We start from the raw sequence: 13,850 nt of genomic DNA on the forward strand, positions 1-13,850 counted from the left end.
TCGTAACAGGGTTACCTTGCATCATATTTTCATGAAAAGGGATCAATGGAATTGACTAATACGGTGATTTATGTTTTCAAAGTCCAGTGAATATGCGATAAGAGCAGCAATCTATATATCAGCAGAAAGCAGCCTGGACAAAAAAGTTGGTATTTCTGAAATATGTGAACACATATTGGCGCCTCAGCATTTTACTGCTAAGATCATGCAGATTCTTACGCGCCATCATATTGTCAGTTCGCAAAAAGGCGTCAATGGTGGCTACTATTTGAATAGGGAGCAGCATAAGGTCAAGCTGATTGAGATCATCAGTGCGGTGGATGGAGATTCATTATTTGCAGGCTGTGTTCTTGGCCTTGACGCCTGTTCCGAAACAGAACCGTGTCCGCTTCATCAACAATACAAGACTATCAGATCGGGAATTAAAACAATGATGGAGAAATCGACCATCGGCGCTATGGCAAGCAAATTAAAAAGAGGAAGGGGATTTTTAAGATCCGCATAAAAATTTAGCCTAATTAAGGATTTAAAGGTCTTTATATATTATAGAATAATGTTAGTTAAGGAAAAAAACAGGTGGTTAAAGATATCACTGGCAAACCTTGCCATTGTGGCGCTGCTGGGAACAGCCCTCCGTTCCAAGATACTGTTTTCATTGCCATGGGTAGATTTTAAGAATTTGCTTCATGCCCACTCGCATTTTGCATTCGGGGGATGGATAACACTATGTCTGTTTACCTTGATGACATATGAAATTTTGCCGGAAAGATTAAGCAGTAAGGGAAAATATACAATCCTTCTTTCAGGAATATTTTTGTCTGCTGTGGGAATGTTATTTAGTTTTCCTTTCCAGGGCTACGGACTTTACGCTATCGTATTTTCGACCCTGTTTATTTTATTCACTTATGGCTTTAGCTGGATTTTCATTAAAGACCTCCTTCATGCTAAACCCGGCAAGGCTGTCAGAGTGCTCAGCATTGCTGCATTGATCTTTGCAGACCTATCCTCAGTTGGCCCATTCACACTTGCCTATATGATGGCGACACATCATGTAAACCTCTTGCTATATAAGGATTCAATATATACTTACCTCCATTTTCAATATAACGGGTTTTTTACTTTAGCTGTATTTGCCATATTCTTCAATCAATTTTATAGCACACTAGTCAATTCCGTGCAAAAGAAAGTTGATCGCTTCTCCTTCTTTTTGTCGCCAGCTGTGCTGCCCACTCTATTTCTCTCTTATTTGTGGCATTTCCCTAATGGCTATATAAGAGGAATTGCCGTAAGCGGGTGTGTTCTATTGGCCGTAGTGCTGTATCATTTTATAAGGCTGATCATTTCCCTAAACGATAAATTCAGAGCGCTAGAACCTTTTCTAAAAGCTATCGGAGCACTGGCAATGGTAGCATTTTGCATAAAAACTGCGGTGCAGATCGGTATTGTAATTCCGCCTGTTGGCAACGAAGTGTTCGGCGACCGGCCAATTATTATCGGTTACCTTCATCTTGTTATGCTTGGGTTTGTTAGCCTCTACCTTTTAGCGCATCTGTCACACATCCGTTTTTTTGCCCAAAGAGAAAGCTTGTCAAAAAAATCCATTATTTTTTTTACCGTTGCGGTAATAGCAAATGAGGTGGTTCTTATGACTCAAGGCCTTTCAGCCATGGTCATGTTAAGCAGCCCTGTTTACCCCTGGCTTTTATGGGTTGCGGCAATCTTATTATTCTGCAGCGCGGCAATGTTGTTTTGCTCAACTATAGGCTCCGCCAGTCTGAATGAAACAACTCTTGCACAACTAACTCCTGAGAAAGTATTAGAAACAACAAATTAAATAGTCATGAATAGTATAACTGTATTAGATGTAACTAAAATAGAGCCCAGGTTAAAACATCCCACCATTTTCGAACATTTTGACCTGCTTTCAGGCGGCGAAGGATTTGTGATCCATAATGACCATGATCCTAAGCCGTTGTATTACCAGTTGCTTGGTGAAAGAGGAAATTGTTTTACCTGGAATTACCTGGAAAATGGACCATTGGTTTGGGAAGTGGAAATCCGCAAAAATGACCCTGATATAAAGGAAGAAACCCTGGGCGAAATCGTGAAGGGTGACCTGCGAAAGGCTGAAGTTTTTAAGAAACTGGGACTGGACTTTTGCTGCGGCGGAAAGAAAACTCTTAAAGATGCCTGCCGCGAAAACGGCCTCGACATTTTACAGGTAAAAGAAGAGCTCAATAAGACAGAGCAGTCGAGTTCAGGGATGCCGCAACACGATTTTAATTCCTGGTCGCTTTCTTTCCTCGCCGACTATATTGTCAATGTCCATCATGCCTACGTACGACAAAACATGCGCATTTTACGGGATTTAAGCGAGAAAGTGGCAGACAGACACGGCCAGCAGCACGCTGAACTAAAAACGATCAGAAATCTTGTTGACGAGATGGCCAGTGAATTAGCTATCCATCTTCAAAAGGAAGAGGTCGTTCTTTTTCCTTACATCAAAGAGCTGGAAAATTCGGCTTTGGGAAAGAATAAGGATCAACAAATATTTCAAACCGTGAAAGAGCCTATTGCAGCGATGGAGAACGACCATGACATTGTAGGCGACCTGGCAAGGCACATCAGAGAATTAACGCACAATTATACATTGCCTGAAAAAGCGTGCAACAGCTATGCACTTCTTTATAAAATGCTGGAGGATTTCGAAAGTGATCTCCACATGCATATCCATCTCGAAAATAATATTCTTTTTCCAAAGGCAATTGCACTGGAAAAAGAGGTATACGCATAACCTAATAAGGCTGAATAAAAATCAGCCTTATTTTCAATTTAAAGATATGATTATCACGCCATCAACAAGGATAGGGGCTGTTATTAAGAACAATCCACTGGCCATCGATACATTGATATTACTTAGTCCGCATTTTAATAAATTGAAAAACCCGATCCTTCGGAAATTACTGGCGCCAAGAGTGACAATTGCCGAAGCAGCGATAATTGGCGATTGCCCGGTGAATAAAATACTGGATAATTTAGCTCAGATCGGGTTTGAGGTTGGAATTGGGGCGTCAGCGGGCGAAGCCTCAGTTGGCATACCGGCTGCTGATGAAGCAATCGATATAGCAATCTCTCACGATGCCCGTCCCCAATTGGCAGCAGGCGCAGACCCATTAAATACTATTTTGAAAAAACTGTCCGGGGTTAAGGCCGGCCAAACCATGCTGGTGGTTAACTTATTCGAACCTGCGCCGCTTATCCGGCTATTAAGGGCAAAGGGATATGCTATAACTGTTTCCAGAAAACAGCCGGAATTGGTATGTACTTATATAACCAGGGTAGATGGCGCTGAAATATTGAATGAACCGCAATCAGCTACCACCGACGACGTGGAGTTATTCGACAGCATCCTTCAGCATTATAATTTAACATTTACAGAGGTTGATGTGCGGGAGATGGAAATGCCCCGGCCAATGATTACAATTTTAGAAGCGTTGGAGCATTTGCAAAAAGGAGAGGCCTTGTATGTGCGGCATAAAAGAATTCCGGTTTACCTGTTGCCAGAACTCAAGGAAAGGAATTTTAATTATGTATTCAGGCAAATGGCATCAGAGGTCGTGATATTGATCTACCAATCCCACAAAGATAATTCACCAGTAAATGGAAATAGCTGAGCGACACATACCGGCAAAGAAAACTGTACTGCCTTATTATCTAACTGCGGCCGCTTGCCTGGTTATTATCAGCCTGATGGTTTTGTTCACAGTAAAGGATTTTGATGGTCATTTTTTTCAACCGCATCTGCTGGCCATTACGCACCTTACTGTGTTTGGCTGGGGTACAATGGTCATCCTGGGGGCCAGCAACCAACTGATGCCTGTAATTGCCGACAAAAAACTCTACAGTGAAAGATTACCCGTGGCTGTTTTTTTGCTTTTGGTAGCAGGGACCTGTGTGCTTGTCCATTCTTTTTGGAATTTTGAATTAACATGGCCAATTTTTGTTGGTGCATTTTTGATCTTAACAGCGCTCGTGCTCCACTCAATAAACATTTTTGTAACGGTAAAACGGTCTTCGGTCAAAAATATCATCATTGATTTTATCATGACGGCCCATTTGTGGCTTATAGTGACGGCGCTGATTGGTATAACCCTGCTGTTCAATTTCCGGTTCGGTTTTTTGCCTGTTGATCACCTGCATTATCTTAAAGTTCATGCAAGCATCGGGATGGCTGGTTGGTTTTTATTGCTCATCATCGGCGTCAGCGCTCGACTGGTTCCGATGTTCCTGCTTAGCAGGAAGGAAGTAAATATCTTTTTGACGATTGCTTATTACTTGATTAATGCTGGGCTTATTTTGTTTTTGATAGAGGGAATGATATTGCGGACAAATAGTGGTTATATATGGTTCATATCGCTGATTGCCGGCGGCATACTATGCTACTTATTTTATATATGGCAATGTTATAAAAGCGCAATCCGGAAAAAAATGGATTCGGGGATGAAGACTACCTTCATTGCTATCAGTTCAATATCGATTCCGGGCATTATTATGATGGCTTACCTTTTACACTCGCGCGGTGCGCCGGTTTCTATGATCACAGCTTACGGGTATTCATTCTTCGGTGGTTTCATCACTACACTCATCATGGGACAAACCTTTAAAACGCTGCCGTTTATTGTGTGGATGCATTTGACAAAACCCGACAGGTTACAGGAACTGCAGCCAAAGGATTTGTATAATGAGCACCTGGTCATGCTACAGCTTGGTTTATATCTTCCGGGGTTCCTGTTTTTTTTAAGCGGCATTTTAATTCACTCGCCATATCTGATGTATCCAGGTTGCGTCATGATGATTGTAGCTTCGGTAATTTATTGCGCTCACTCCGTTCACGTTGTTTTTCAGCTTAAAAATGAAAGATATAAAAATTACTGACCCCTGCTACGAGGAAAAGGCCCGGTTACTGCAATTGTTGTCACTTGTAAGAGACCCGGAACTGGAATTGAATATTGTTGACCTCGGTCTGATCTACGAAATTGAAATTGATAAGGAGAAAAAACTAACCGAGATCACCATGACGCTGTCTACTCCCGCATGTCCGGCGGGCGATTATATTAAAGGCGGTGTCGAGTTAATGGCTAAAGAAGCCTGCCCCGGATTTGAAATTCGCATCAATCTAACGTTTGAACCTCAATGGTCGGCTGATCATATCAGCGAAGCAGGCAGGCAGGAATTGGGCTGGTAATGCCGAACATTTAATTTTTTATACATTTATGATTATTTACAAACAGTTTTCTTTTGACTCGGCCCATTTCCTTCCAAATGTACCCTATAGTCACAAGTGCCGGGAGATGCATGGGCACACTTATCGCCTGACACTTTATGCTGAAGGTGCTGTTCACGAACATGAAGGATGGGTTGTGGATTTTGGAGATATCAAAAAAATAATGCGTCCTGTGATCGACATGCTTGACCATCATCTGTTAAATGATATTCCCGGATTAGAGAATCCGACGGCCGAGCTGCTGGCGATATGGATTTGGAACAAGGTCAAGCCAAACTTGCCTATGCTGAAGAAGATTGAATTAAAAGAAACACCAACCTCCGGGGTTATTTATGAAGGCATTTAATCAAGGATTTTACCTTTTTATAAATGACGGCAATTACAAGTCCTTTCTTCTGAATTTCCCCACCGACGCGGCCAGGGGAATAAGAATCCAAATGGACATGCAACCAACTGTATAGACACTCCCAATGACCGACCCCATGAATTCTTTAAACAAAGCTCCGGAATAACCCATCATAACAGCGACATCAAGCTGTAACAATACCAGTATTCTGCCGAGATCGACCGGGTTAAATGAGATCAGGCCAATTAATGGTTTATCAATAGGATATTCGCTAAATGAATAGATAAAAGAGAGTAATAACCCATCAAACAAAAGGGTGAAAAAGAGGGCAGTTATGATTGCTGCTCCTATTCCCTTGGTTTTGTCTTTAAATAATACAAAAATAAGAAGCGCTATCGCTGTGAAGATAAGCGTGAGGAATATGCCGCTAAAGATTAATGTTACAGATGCCATGCTATAATTCAGCAAAACTGATGGCAAACCGACACCCAGCAAATAGGGGATACACAGGGCAGAGGCTACCCCGCAGTACTCAGCCAGGATCATGGTTTTGCGTCTGACTGGTTGAGCCAGTAGCAACTCAATAAACTCCATTGAGTTAAAAAAGTAGATCGTGGCAAAAAGAATGCTGATAATGGGAACAAATAATAACGTAATATTAAGTAAGCTCAGCAATCCCTTAGACGAATTTCCACTCATGCTCAGTACACTAACTGCTAAAACTGCTAATATAAAAGTGTACACCAGGATCGTTTTATTCTTAAAAAGATCCAGTAATATGTATTTGATAATTGTTTTCATATCAGTATGTAGCATCAATTAATAAATCTTCCTGCATAATGGTTGCAATCACCTTATTTAATTTATTTTCACCTGTTGAGCGCTTCAATTCATCCACCTCATTATAAAACATAACTTTTCCGTCCTGTAAGTAGACGATATGGCTGGTGATATCATCCAGGTCGCTTAAAACATGCGAAGTGATCAGGAACAATTTCCCTTTAGCCCGTTCTTTGCGTATTTTTTCTTTGAGCAATTCACTGGACAATGGGTCTAGTCCCGCTGTAGGCTCATCCAAAATGTAGATATCAGGCGAAAAAAGAAATGCAAGGCAAGCGCTAACTTTTTGGCGGGTACCTCCGGAAAGGCTGCGCATAGTTTTATGCTGAATTGCGGTTATTCCGAAACCATTAATCAACTCATCGTCATACACAGTGCAGTCTTTTCGCATTTCCTTAATCATATCAATCACCTGTTTTATAGTCATATTTTCAGGATATCTGCCAATTTGTGGCATATAACCAATCCGTGACCGGTAGGAGACATTCGACCGGATCTCATCGCCGTCAATTATTATCGACCCTTTTTCAGGTATGACAAGCCCAAGGATAGACTTGATCAAGGTTGTTTTACCCGAACCGTTTGGCCCGAGGAGGGAAATGGTGGTTCCCCTTTCGAAGTTCAGGGTCACATCGTCCAACGCTTTGAACTTTCCAAATGACTTGGTGAGGTGAGTTATTGAGATCATAATTTAATTTTTTTCATCAATGGATGATCGTCTCTTAGTTTATCGGGAATAATGGTCGGCAGCACTTTTTCAACCTGGTCCATTATATCCGTCAATAGGCTATGATAAAGGATCATCGCTGATGGTATCTTTTCAGTTACTACAGAATAAACACTGACAGGGTAATAAGGTACATCTCCGATGTTGTTCTTATTCAGGTCGTAGCCATCATACTTATCCCAGTAATTGCTGTCGAAATTATTCAGCATCATGGTTCCGTTTGTAGCTACATCGAATGAGTTGCCGATAAAATTATTTTGTATAAAATTACTTCCGCTGCAGCTTGCCTGCACCCTTGCCGCCCACCCGTTATCCTGAAACAGATTTTGCCTTACATCTACCCGGGTTGTGCCTTCCATATGTAACCCGATAGTATTCTTTATAAAACGGTTACGAGTGATCCTGCTGTCAGTGATTTCTTTTAACAACAAGCCGTATGAAGCATCGCCCCAGTTATGAATAAATTCATTGTCGTACATGTTCACCCCGTGCGAGTACATAACCGCAACCCCGGCGCCGTTATCATTAAATGTATTTTTAGTATAAGTATCGTTATGTGAGAACATAAAATGGAGTCCATACCTGGCGTTCCCGAACGAGCGGTTCGAGATGATCTTCGACTCAGTTACAAACTCGAAATAGATACCATCCCTTTGACCTGAAATAATGTTCCCGCTGATGGATAAATGATCCGACCGCCAGGCGTGAATTCCATTACCTCCGTTAATCTCATCCTTAAAATCACTATGGATGATGTTATTGGAAACGCTACAAAAAGCCGCATTTTGAAGATAAACCCCAAAAGTGTTATTGATCAATTTGTTATGATCGACAATTACATCTTTGGCGTTGATGACTTTTATGCCGGCCATATCTGTCATGCTGGCTTTGCCAACGTTTTGGATCTGAAGCCCCTTTATAATGACCGAGTCACATTGGATCAAAAATAGCTGGTATTTATTCTCTCCATCGATGACTGGGAATGAATCGCCGGTTAGCACCAACCTCTTTCGTACCGTGATTTCGTGCTCTTTATAAGTGCCCTTCATAATGACAACCGTGTCCCCGGTGTGAGCTTTTGCGATGGCATTATGAATAGCGTTTGGAGCAGGCTTCACCTTAATTATCGAAGCCCGGCACTGGCTTGCTATCAGCAATGCGGCAAATAAGAAAGCTATCTGGCCAAAAGTGCGTTTCATGGTCTATTTTAGATTATCCCAGTTTAACAGGGGGCTGTTAAATGCAGCATTCAGTTTATTCGCCGCTGCTGTTGTGGCCGAAGACGCATAATTACCACTCATTGGTGACTTCAACTGATCGCTTTTTATGTACACAGCTTTGTGTGCATCCAAAAACTCTCCGTCAGGGTTATGGTAGTCTGCTACAAAAATGCTGGCGTCATCATCTGTAAAGTGCTCGTCCTTTATGTAGCTCAACAAGCATCCCAGGTCATCGAACTTTATGGCTCTACCTTTGCTTGTCAGGATCTCTGCGGCAAAATGCTTGTCCATAATGGTCATTTTACAATATGCACATGCTTCATGGCCATAATTGATAGGTTCAAATTGTCGTTTGCATGCTGTAATTCCCAGTACGAGGAAAAGGAGTATGGTCTTTTTCATTTTGCAAAGCTTTTTTTGATTTCATAAATGGTTATTGCTACTAGAAGCACCCCTGCGCCGATGTAAAACCATCCAGCAACATCCGGCTGTGAAAGAACCTCGAAATTCAATAGCTTCTTATAGCCGAATAACGGCGGCTGGTAAGACATGCCTGGTACCTTTATAGGGGCCGCAGGGTTAAGGTTGTGTCCATAGTTATATTCCCATTTATAAAAATCATAAAAGGAAAAAGTGCCGATAAAAGCAAATAGCAAAGTCCAGATATAATAACCGATTTTCTTGTTTATTAATAGTACAACTACCCCCAATAGCATAAATACGATCATCGTTGTCGGCAGGAATATAAACTCCGGAAAGTCCTTTTTATGGATGGTGCTCATCCCGATATAATGGTTTAATCCGTTAATAATATCCACATCACCTTTTACATCATTGATCCAGATTTTCATAGACAGGCCGCCCGGGTATTGAGGGGCACGCAGATCGATTCTCCACATCGGCAATATCCATAATGTAGCCAGGAAGAGTATCACTAAAATGATACTTGCTTTGCCGGGTATGGTTAACTTTTTCATATTGAATCAGCTTAAAGACAGTGCCGCATTGGCAGCACTGCCGAATTGATTTTAATTATTTTGTAGCTGCAACTGCTGTTGGGTCAGGTGCAATTACATTGGTGCCGAATTTCAAAGGAACATTACTTCCTTTTGGAGACACTCTCATGTAGCCTGACATTTCCTGGTGAAGAGCAGAGCAGAAGTCTGTGCAATAGAATGGATAGATGCCTTGTTTTTGCGCAGTAAACTTCACGGTCTGGGTTTCGCCCGGCATGATCAGCAGATCGACAGAACTGGAGTTTTTAACAGCAAAACCGTGTGGGATATCCCAGTCCTGTTCCAGGTTGGTTACGTGGAAATAAACATCATCCCCTACATACACACCTTCAATATTATCCGGAACAAGGTGTGATCTGATCGCGGTCATATAAACATCAACACGATTTCCTTTGCGGATTACGTTAGCCTTCTTTTCACCCATTGTTACGAAATCATTTTTATTTTTAGCGATATCATAGAATTTAACCTGCTTGTCTTTGATCAGTGCAGCAGGGCAAGCCTGTCCGTAATGTGGCTCACCTGTAGTCGGAAAGTCGAGCAATAACTGCATTTTATCACCGGATATATCGTACAACTGTGCAGACTGGCATAATTCGGGACCGGTAGGCAGGTACCTGTCTTTGGTAATTTTATTATAGGCAACCAGGTATTTCCCTGTCGGATTTTTAGTATCGCCACCAGGGATCATCAGGTGACCAACTGAATAATAGGTTGGTGCGCGGTCAAGTACCTGCAGGTCGCTTAGCCTCCATTTTACCACTTCAGAAGACAGGAACATAGATGTATAAGCATTACCCCGTCCGTCAAATTCAGTATGCAGAGGGCCAAGGCCTGGTTTTTTAACCTCGCCGTGTAAAGCAGCTTCATATTTAATAACAGGTATGCCATAAAAACTACCTTCAAATTGTTTGTCCTGAATCGCTTTGGTGATCTTTTCAAATGAAAAAACAGGTATCAATGCAGCCAGTTTACCGCTACCTACAATATATTCACCCGTTGGGTCAACATCGGCACCATGCGGCGATTTTGGACAAGGGATCATGTAAACCATGTCAGGACAATCTTTGGGATCTAGCACCAATACATCTTTTTCAATCACTGACTTTGCGGTATGGGTGGTTTCGTCGTAAGTATTGTGCGCATAAGAGGCAGGCATTTTGTGGCCCTTTCCTGAATTAGCGTATTCTTCCGCTTTTTTCCAGTTTACTGCGACAATAAAGTCTTTGTCTTTTTGCGAAGCATTTACTTCAAGCATGGTATAAGCCTGTTCAGTATTATAGCAGGAGAAGAAGAACCAATCGTGTGAAGGTCCTTTCCCTGCGTGGCTAAGGTCCAGGTTCATACCTGGCAGAACGATCTGGAAAGCGATGTTCATATTCCCGGTAGCCTTATCGACTTTAATGAAGGAAGCAGTACTTCTAAAATTCTTTTTGAAAGAACTGATCGGCACATCGGCATCACCAAGCGGTACCGAAAAACGGGTGCCTGCCACCACATATTCTGTATTTTCAGTGGCAAATGGTGACGAGTGGTTACCGGCACTGTTAGGGATCTGAATGATTTCTGCTGTCCTGAAGGTGGTCAGGTCTATCCTTGCGATCCTTGGTGTATTATTGGCATTGGCAAATATCCACCTGCCGTCCTGTTTGCCATCAGTTTGTGATAATTCAAGGTGGTGCTGGTCATCCCATGCTACAGGTCCATTGCTGGTGTTCAGCATAGGTTTTGTTTCTTCGCTATAGCCGTACCCGTTCTCAGGATATACTGAAAATACGGGAATGGTTTTAAGAAGGCGTCCTGATGGCAAACCATATACAGTTACGTTGCCACTAAATCCTCCGGATACGAAGTTGTAAAATTCATCGTATTTACCCGGCGCCACATATACTTTAGCAGCTGCGTCCCCGGAAACGACCGAATCCGCATTTTTCATTTTACAGCTTTGGACAGTTGCAATTACTGCAAGCGAGCTAAGCGTTATTAAAAACTTGTTCATGATAATTATTGAATTGAGATAAAGAGAAAAATTAATTTTTGCCGTCGTTATTCCGCATGAATTCCAATACATGGCGCGCATCGTCATCAGAAAGGTGTTGGTTAGGCATGCGAACCATACACGTTTCAACCATTGACTTGGCTGCGGTGTCTTTTTCCAGCATCGCATCGGTATTGGTCACAAAATTCATGATCCATTCAGGCTTCCGACGATCGGTTACGCCTTTCCAACCCGGGCCAACCAATTTATCCGAAGTAAGTTTGTGACAGGCGTTGCATTTTACATCATAAATAGCACTCCCCTGTTTTACCATTGATTGGTCAAGCGGATGGGTTAATTTTACATCGGTGAATTTTCCCGTCCCTTTTGCATCGTCATTAGCAGGCGCCGAAGTACTTACGGATTTTGCCGTGTCGGTTGAGGATGCCTGGGAATGCCCGCCTCCGCAACCGTAAATAAAAAGACTGGATACAATAGTGATAGCCAGTGCTGCTAAAAAGTCATTTTTTTTCATCGTTACGATTTTTAATTTTTAATTTTTTTAGGCTCTTGGATAGGCAGTTTAGAGCTTTTATGCTCACAAGCGACTTAACCTCTAAAACCTTTCATGTTTTATTGCAGACAAAGTTGTCCTTAATTAAATGACTGTGGTATGACTGCTGTCATAGCAAAATATGATTGAGGTCACAATTAATGACATGTATATCTTTTTTTGTTATCATATAATATGATCTAAGTCATATTGATAAGTGACGGCACTCATGGCAAGGCTTTCCGGGTGCCAATAATTTTGTCGCTGTTAATAACCAGGATTATGTTTAACCGAATGATTGCTCATATGCTTTTAATTGCGCTGATAGGTTCCACCTGTTCCAGGTATATTATTTGTGCAGCATTTCGGGTTAATCAGAAATATATTGCTGCATCTTTTTGTGAAAACAGGGGCCGGCCCTGGCTACACTGCAATGGCAAGTGCTACCTGATGAAGAAACTTCGGCAAGCAGAGGAGAACGAGCGCAACAAGACTGTTAAAGATAATTTATCGGATATCGGAAGCTTCTTCTATGAAGAGCCTGTCAAATACAATGCAACCTGCAATGCCGTCATAGTAATCGGATCAAAGCTTTCTCAAATGGTTGATGATCGATATCGGGACAGCTTCTGCGGCCGGATATTCCAACCGCCAAAAGCATCGTAAGCCTTCCTTTTTTACCTGTCTGACTTCAAAAACGCATTACCATAAGTAGTGCAGATAATCTGTTCATTTTATAAAAAAAAACCATGAATATAAAACTTACGGTCCTGACTATGGGCCTTATCATACTGTTCTCACATATCGCCTACAGCCAATGCGCGTGCTGCGCCGGAGCCGCTTCAGCAAGTGGCGACTTTAATAATGGCATCTTTACGCTGCCTCAAAAACAATTTGTATTAGAAACTTACGCTGACTTCCGCACAATAAAAAGCGGAAACAGCATCGCGCCGCTGGGCGATGAGGAAGCACCATTGAAAAATATGCTGATTGCTTCGCTGGGCGTACGTTATGGACTGAGCGACAGGATCACACTTTCAGCTCTGCTACCTTATGCTTTTTTGCATACCAACTATGGTAATGACCGGGGATTAGGTGACGCAATGCTACTAGGCACTTTTGAGGTGCTTAGTCACGGAAATACCCGCGTAGCATTTCAAGCCGGTGTAGAACTACCTACCGGGGTACAAAAAAGTTCCAATTTCGACAACACCACGGTCGTTGTTGGCTCGGGTTCTTATGACCCGGCAGGCGGCGTATTGGCTGCTTATCGCTGGGGAAAGTTTTCACTCCAGGGTAACCTGTTTTATAAATATACAACAAAAGGATTCGAGGGTAATTATTATAGTAGCGTTTTCGTCCAAAATCTAAGCTTATCCTATCGCCTGGCCGGTGGACAAACTGCTTTCTGCACTAAAGACCCAAAGCTTGCTGCCAAAAACAATTTCGGCCTTAATGTATTTGCCGGTTATTACGGCGAATTGCTTGATAAAATAGTCGAGGATGGTATTCCGGACGACAACTCAGGCTACTACCTCGGTTTTGTCAATCTTGGTGCAAACATGTTCTACAAAAAATGGGGAATCCCCGTTAGTTTTTCGTTGCCGGTAGTTCAACACCTCAACGGCGACCAGAATGAAGCAGGATTTAGGATCAAGGTTGGTATCGTTAGGTCTTTTTAATTTCATACTGAAAAAAATTGAAGATAGGCAACAGGCTGATTTGAGAAATTGCTATGCTATATGTAAGGTAGGGATGATATATGTCATTTTATCTCATGATTTAAATCAGTCGGTCAGCATTAGCTTCACTATAATTTTGTACAAAACCCAGTTTAATTGAAATCGCAGCACTCGAGAAATTTGCATAAATTTATACCAGTACAC

The 13,850-nt window shown here is 42.0% G+C and carries 16 protein-coding genes; 9 read left to right on the forward strand and 7 right to left on the reverse strand.

Annotation, left to right across the window (positions count from 1 at the left end; genetic code table 11):
- Positions 1–70 precede the first annotated feature (70 nt).
- The 7 genes from VIM89_RS05380 to queD all read left to right on the forward strand — a co-directional run bounded on the left by VIM89_RS05380 (position 71) and on the right by queD (position 5,630).
- A complete protein-coding gene (locus tag VIM89_RS05380; protein WP_488155108.1) occupies positions 71–505 on the forward strand; it encodes an RrF2 family transcriptional regulator in 435 nt (144 codons plus the stop codon).
- Between the two features lie 105 nt (positions 506–610).
- On the forward strand, positions 611–1,834 hold the full coding sequence (locus tag VIM89_RS05385) for a hypothetical protein (RefSeq protein WP_488155109.1): 1,224 nt from the start codon (positions 611–613) through the stop codon (positions 1,832–1,834).
- A gap of 6 nt (positions 1,835–1,840) precedes the next feature.
- A complete protein-coding gene (gene ric / locus VIM89_RS05390) occupies positions 1,841–2,794 on the forward strand; it encodes an iron-sulfur cluster repair di-iron protein (protein WP_488155110.1) in 954 nt (317 codons plus the stop codon).
- A 46-nt stretch (positions 2,795–2,840) separates the two neighbouring features.
- Entirely contained in the window at positions 2,841–3,674 is an 834-nt protein-coding gene (locus tag VIM89_RS05395) for a DUF2249 domain-containing protein (RefSeq protein WP_488155111.1), read from the forward strand.
- On the forward strand, positions 3,661–4,935 hold the full coding sequence (locus VIM89_RS05400) for a hypothetical protein (protein ID WP_488155112.1): 1,275 nt from the start codon (positions 3,661–3,663) through the stop codon (positions 4,933–4,935). Before VIM89_RS05395 ends, VIM89_RS05400 begins: the two co-directional genes overlap by 14 nt.
- Positions 4,913–5,245, forward strand: coding sequence for a metal-sulfur cluster assembly factor (locus VIM89_RS05405; protein WP_488155113.1), 333 nt, complete (start codon positions 4,913–4,915; stop codon positions 5,243–5,245). The genes VIM89_RS05400 and VIM89_RS05405 overlap by 23 nt, the downstream gene beginning before the upstream one ends.
- A gap of 28 nt (positions 5,246–5,273) precedes the next feature.
- Positions 5,274–5,630: a 6-carboxytetrahydropterin synthase QueD gene (gene queD, locus VIM89_RS05410; RefSeq protein ID WP_488155114.1), complete on the forward strand. Its 357-nt coding sequence runs from the start codon at positions 5,274–5,276 to the stop codon at positions 5,628–5,630.
- A 33-nt stretch (positions 5,631–5,663) separates the two neighbouring features.
- On the opposite strand, the gene VIM89_RS05415 is transcribed toward queD, so the two are convergent.
- The 7 genes from VIM89_RS05415 to VIM89_RS05445 are packed head-to-tail and all read right to left on the reverse strand — an operon-like array spanning position 5,664 to position 11,946.
- A complete protein-coding gene (locus VIM89_RS05415) occupies positions 5,664–6,431 on the reverse strand; it encodes an ABC transporter permease subunit (protein ID WP_488155115.1) in 768 nt (255 codons plus the stop codon).
- Between the two features lies 1 nt (position 6,432).
- Positions 6,433–7,158, reverse strand: a complete 726-nt coding sequence (locus tag VIM89_RS05420) for an ABC transporter ATP-binding protein (protein ID WP_488155116.1) — start codon at positions 7,156–7,158, stop codon at positions 6,433–6,435.
- A complete protein-coding gene (nosD, locus tag VIM89_RS05425) occupies positions 7,155–8,396 on the reverse strand; it encodes a nitrous oxide reductase family maturation protein NosD (protein ID WP_488155117.1) in 1,242 nt (413 codons plus the stop codon). Before nosD ends, VIM89_RS05420 begins: the two co-directional genes overlap by 4 nt.
- 3 nt (positions 8,397–8,399) lie before the next feature.
- A complete protein-coding gene (locus VIM89_RS05430; RefSeq protein WP_488155118.1) occupies positions 8,400–8,819 on the reverse strand; it encodes a nitrous oxide reductase accessory protein NosL in 420 nt (139 codons plus the stop codon).
- The gene (locus VIM89_RS05435) at positions 8,816–9,394 is read right to left on the reverse strand and encodes a hypothetical protein (protein ID WP_488155119.1); all 579 of its coding nucleotides are present in this window, start codon (positions 9,392–9,394) and stop codon (positions 8,816–8,818) included. Before VIM89_RS05435 ends, VIM89_RS05430 begins: the two co-directional genes overlap by 4 nt.
- A 55-nt stretch (positions 9,395–9,449) precedes the next feature.
- A complete protein-coding gene (gene nosZ / locus VIM89_RS05440) occupies positions 9,450–11,432 on the reverse strand; it encodes a Sec-dependent nitrous-oxide reductase (RefSeq protein ID WP_488155120.1) in 1,983 nt (660 codons plus the stop codon).
- A gap of 31 nt (positions 11,433–11,463) precedes the next feature.
- Positions 11,464–11,946 carry a c-type cytochrome gene (locus tag VIM89_RS05445; protein WP_488155121.1) on the reverse strand — a complete coding sequence of 161 codons (483 nt, stop codon included), beginning with the start codon at positions 11,944–11,946 and terminating at the stop codon, positions 11,464–11,466.
- Between the two features lie 468 nt (positions 11,947–12,414).
- Between VIM89_RS05445 and VIM89_RS05450 the strand changes: the two genes are divergently transcribed.
- Together VIM89_RS05450 and VIM89_RS05455 are read left to right on the forward strand one after the other, a co-directional pair.
- The gene (locus tag VIM89_RS05450) at positions 12,415–12,630 is read left to right on the forward strand and encodes a hypothetical protein (RefSeq protein WP_488155122.1); all 216 of its coding nucleotides are present in this window, start codon (positions 12,415–12,417) and stop codon (positions 12,628–12,630) included.
- A gap of 83 nt (positions 12,631–12,713) precedes the next feature.
- Positions 12,714–13,646, forward strand: a complete 933-nt coding sequence (locus VIM89_RS05455; RefSeq protein ID WP_488155123.1) for a hypothetical protein — start codon at positions 12,714–12,716, stop codon at positions 13,644–13,646.
- The last annotated feature ends 204 nt before the right edge of the window (positions 13,647–13,850 follow it).

Source organism: Mucilaginibacter sp., assembly GCF_036568825.1.
Lineage (GTDB): Bacteria > Bacteroidota > Bacteroidia > Sphingobacteriales > Sphingobacteriaceae > Mucilaginibacter.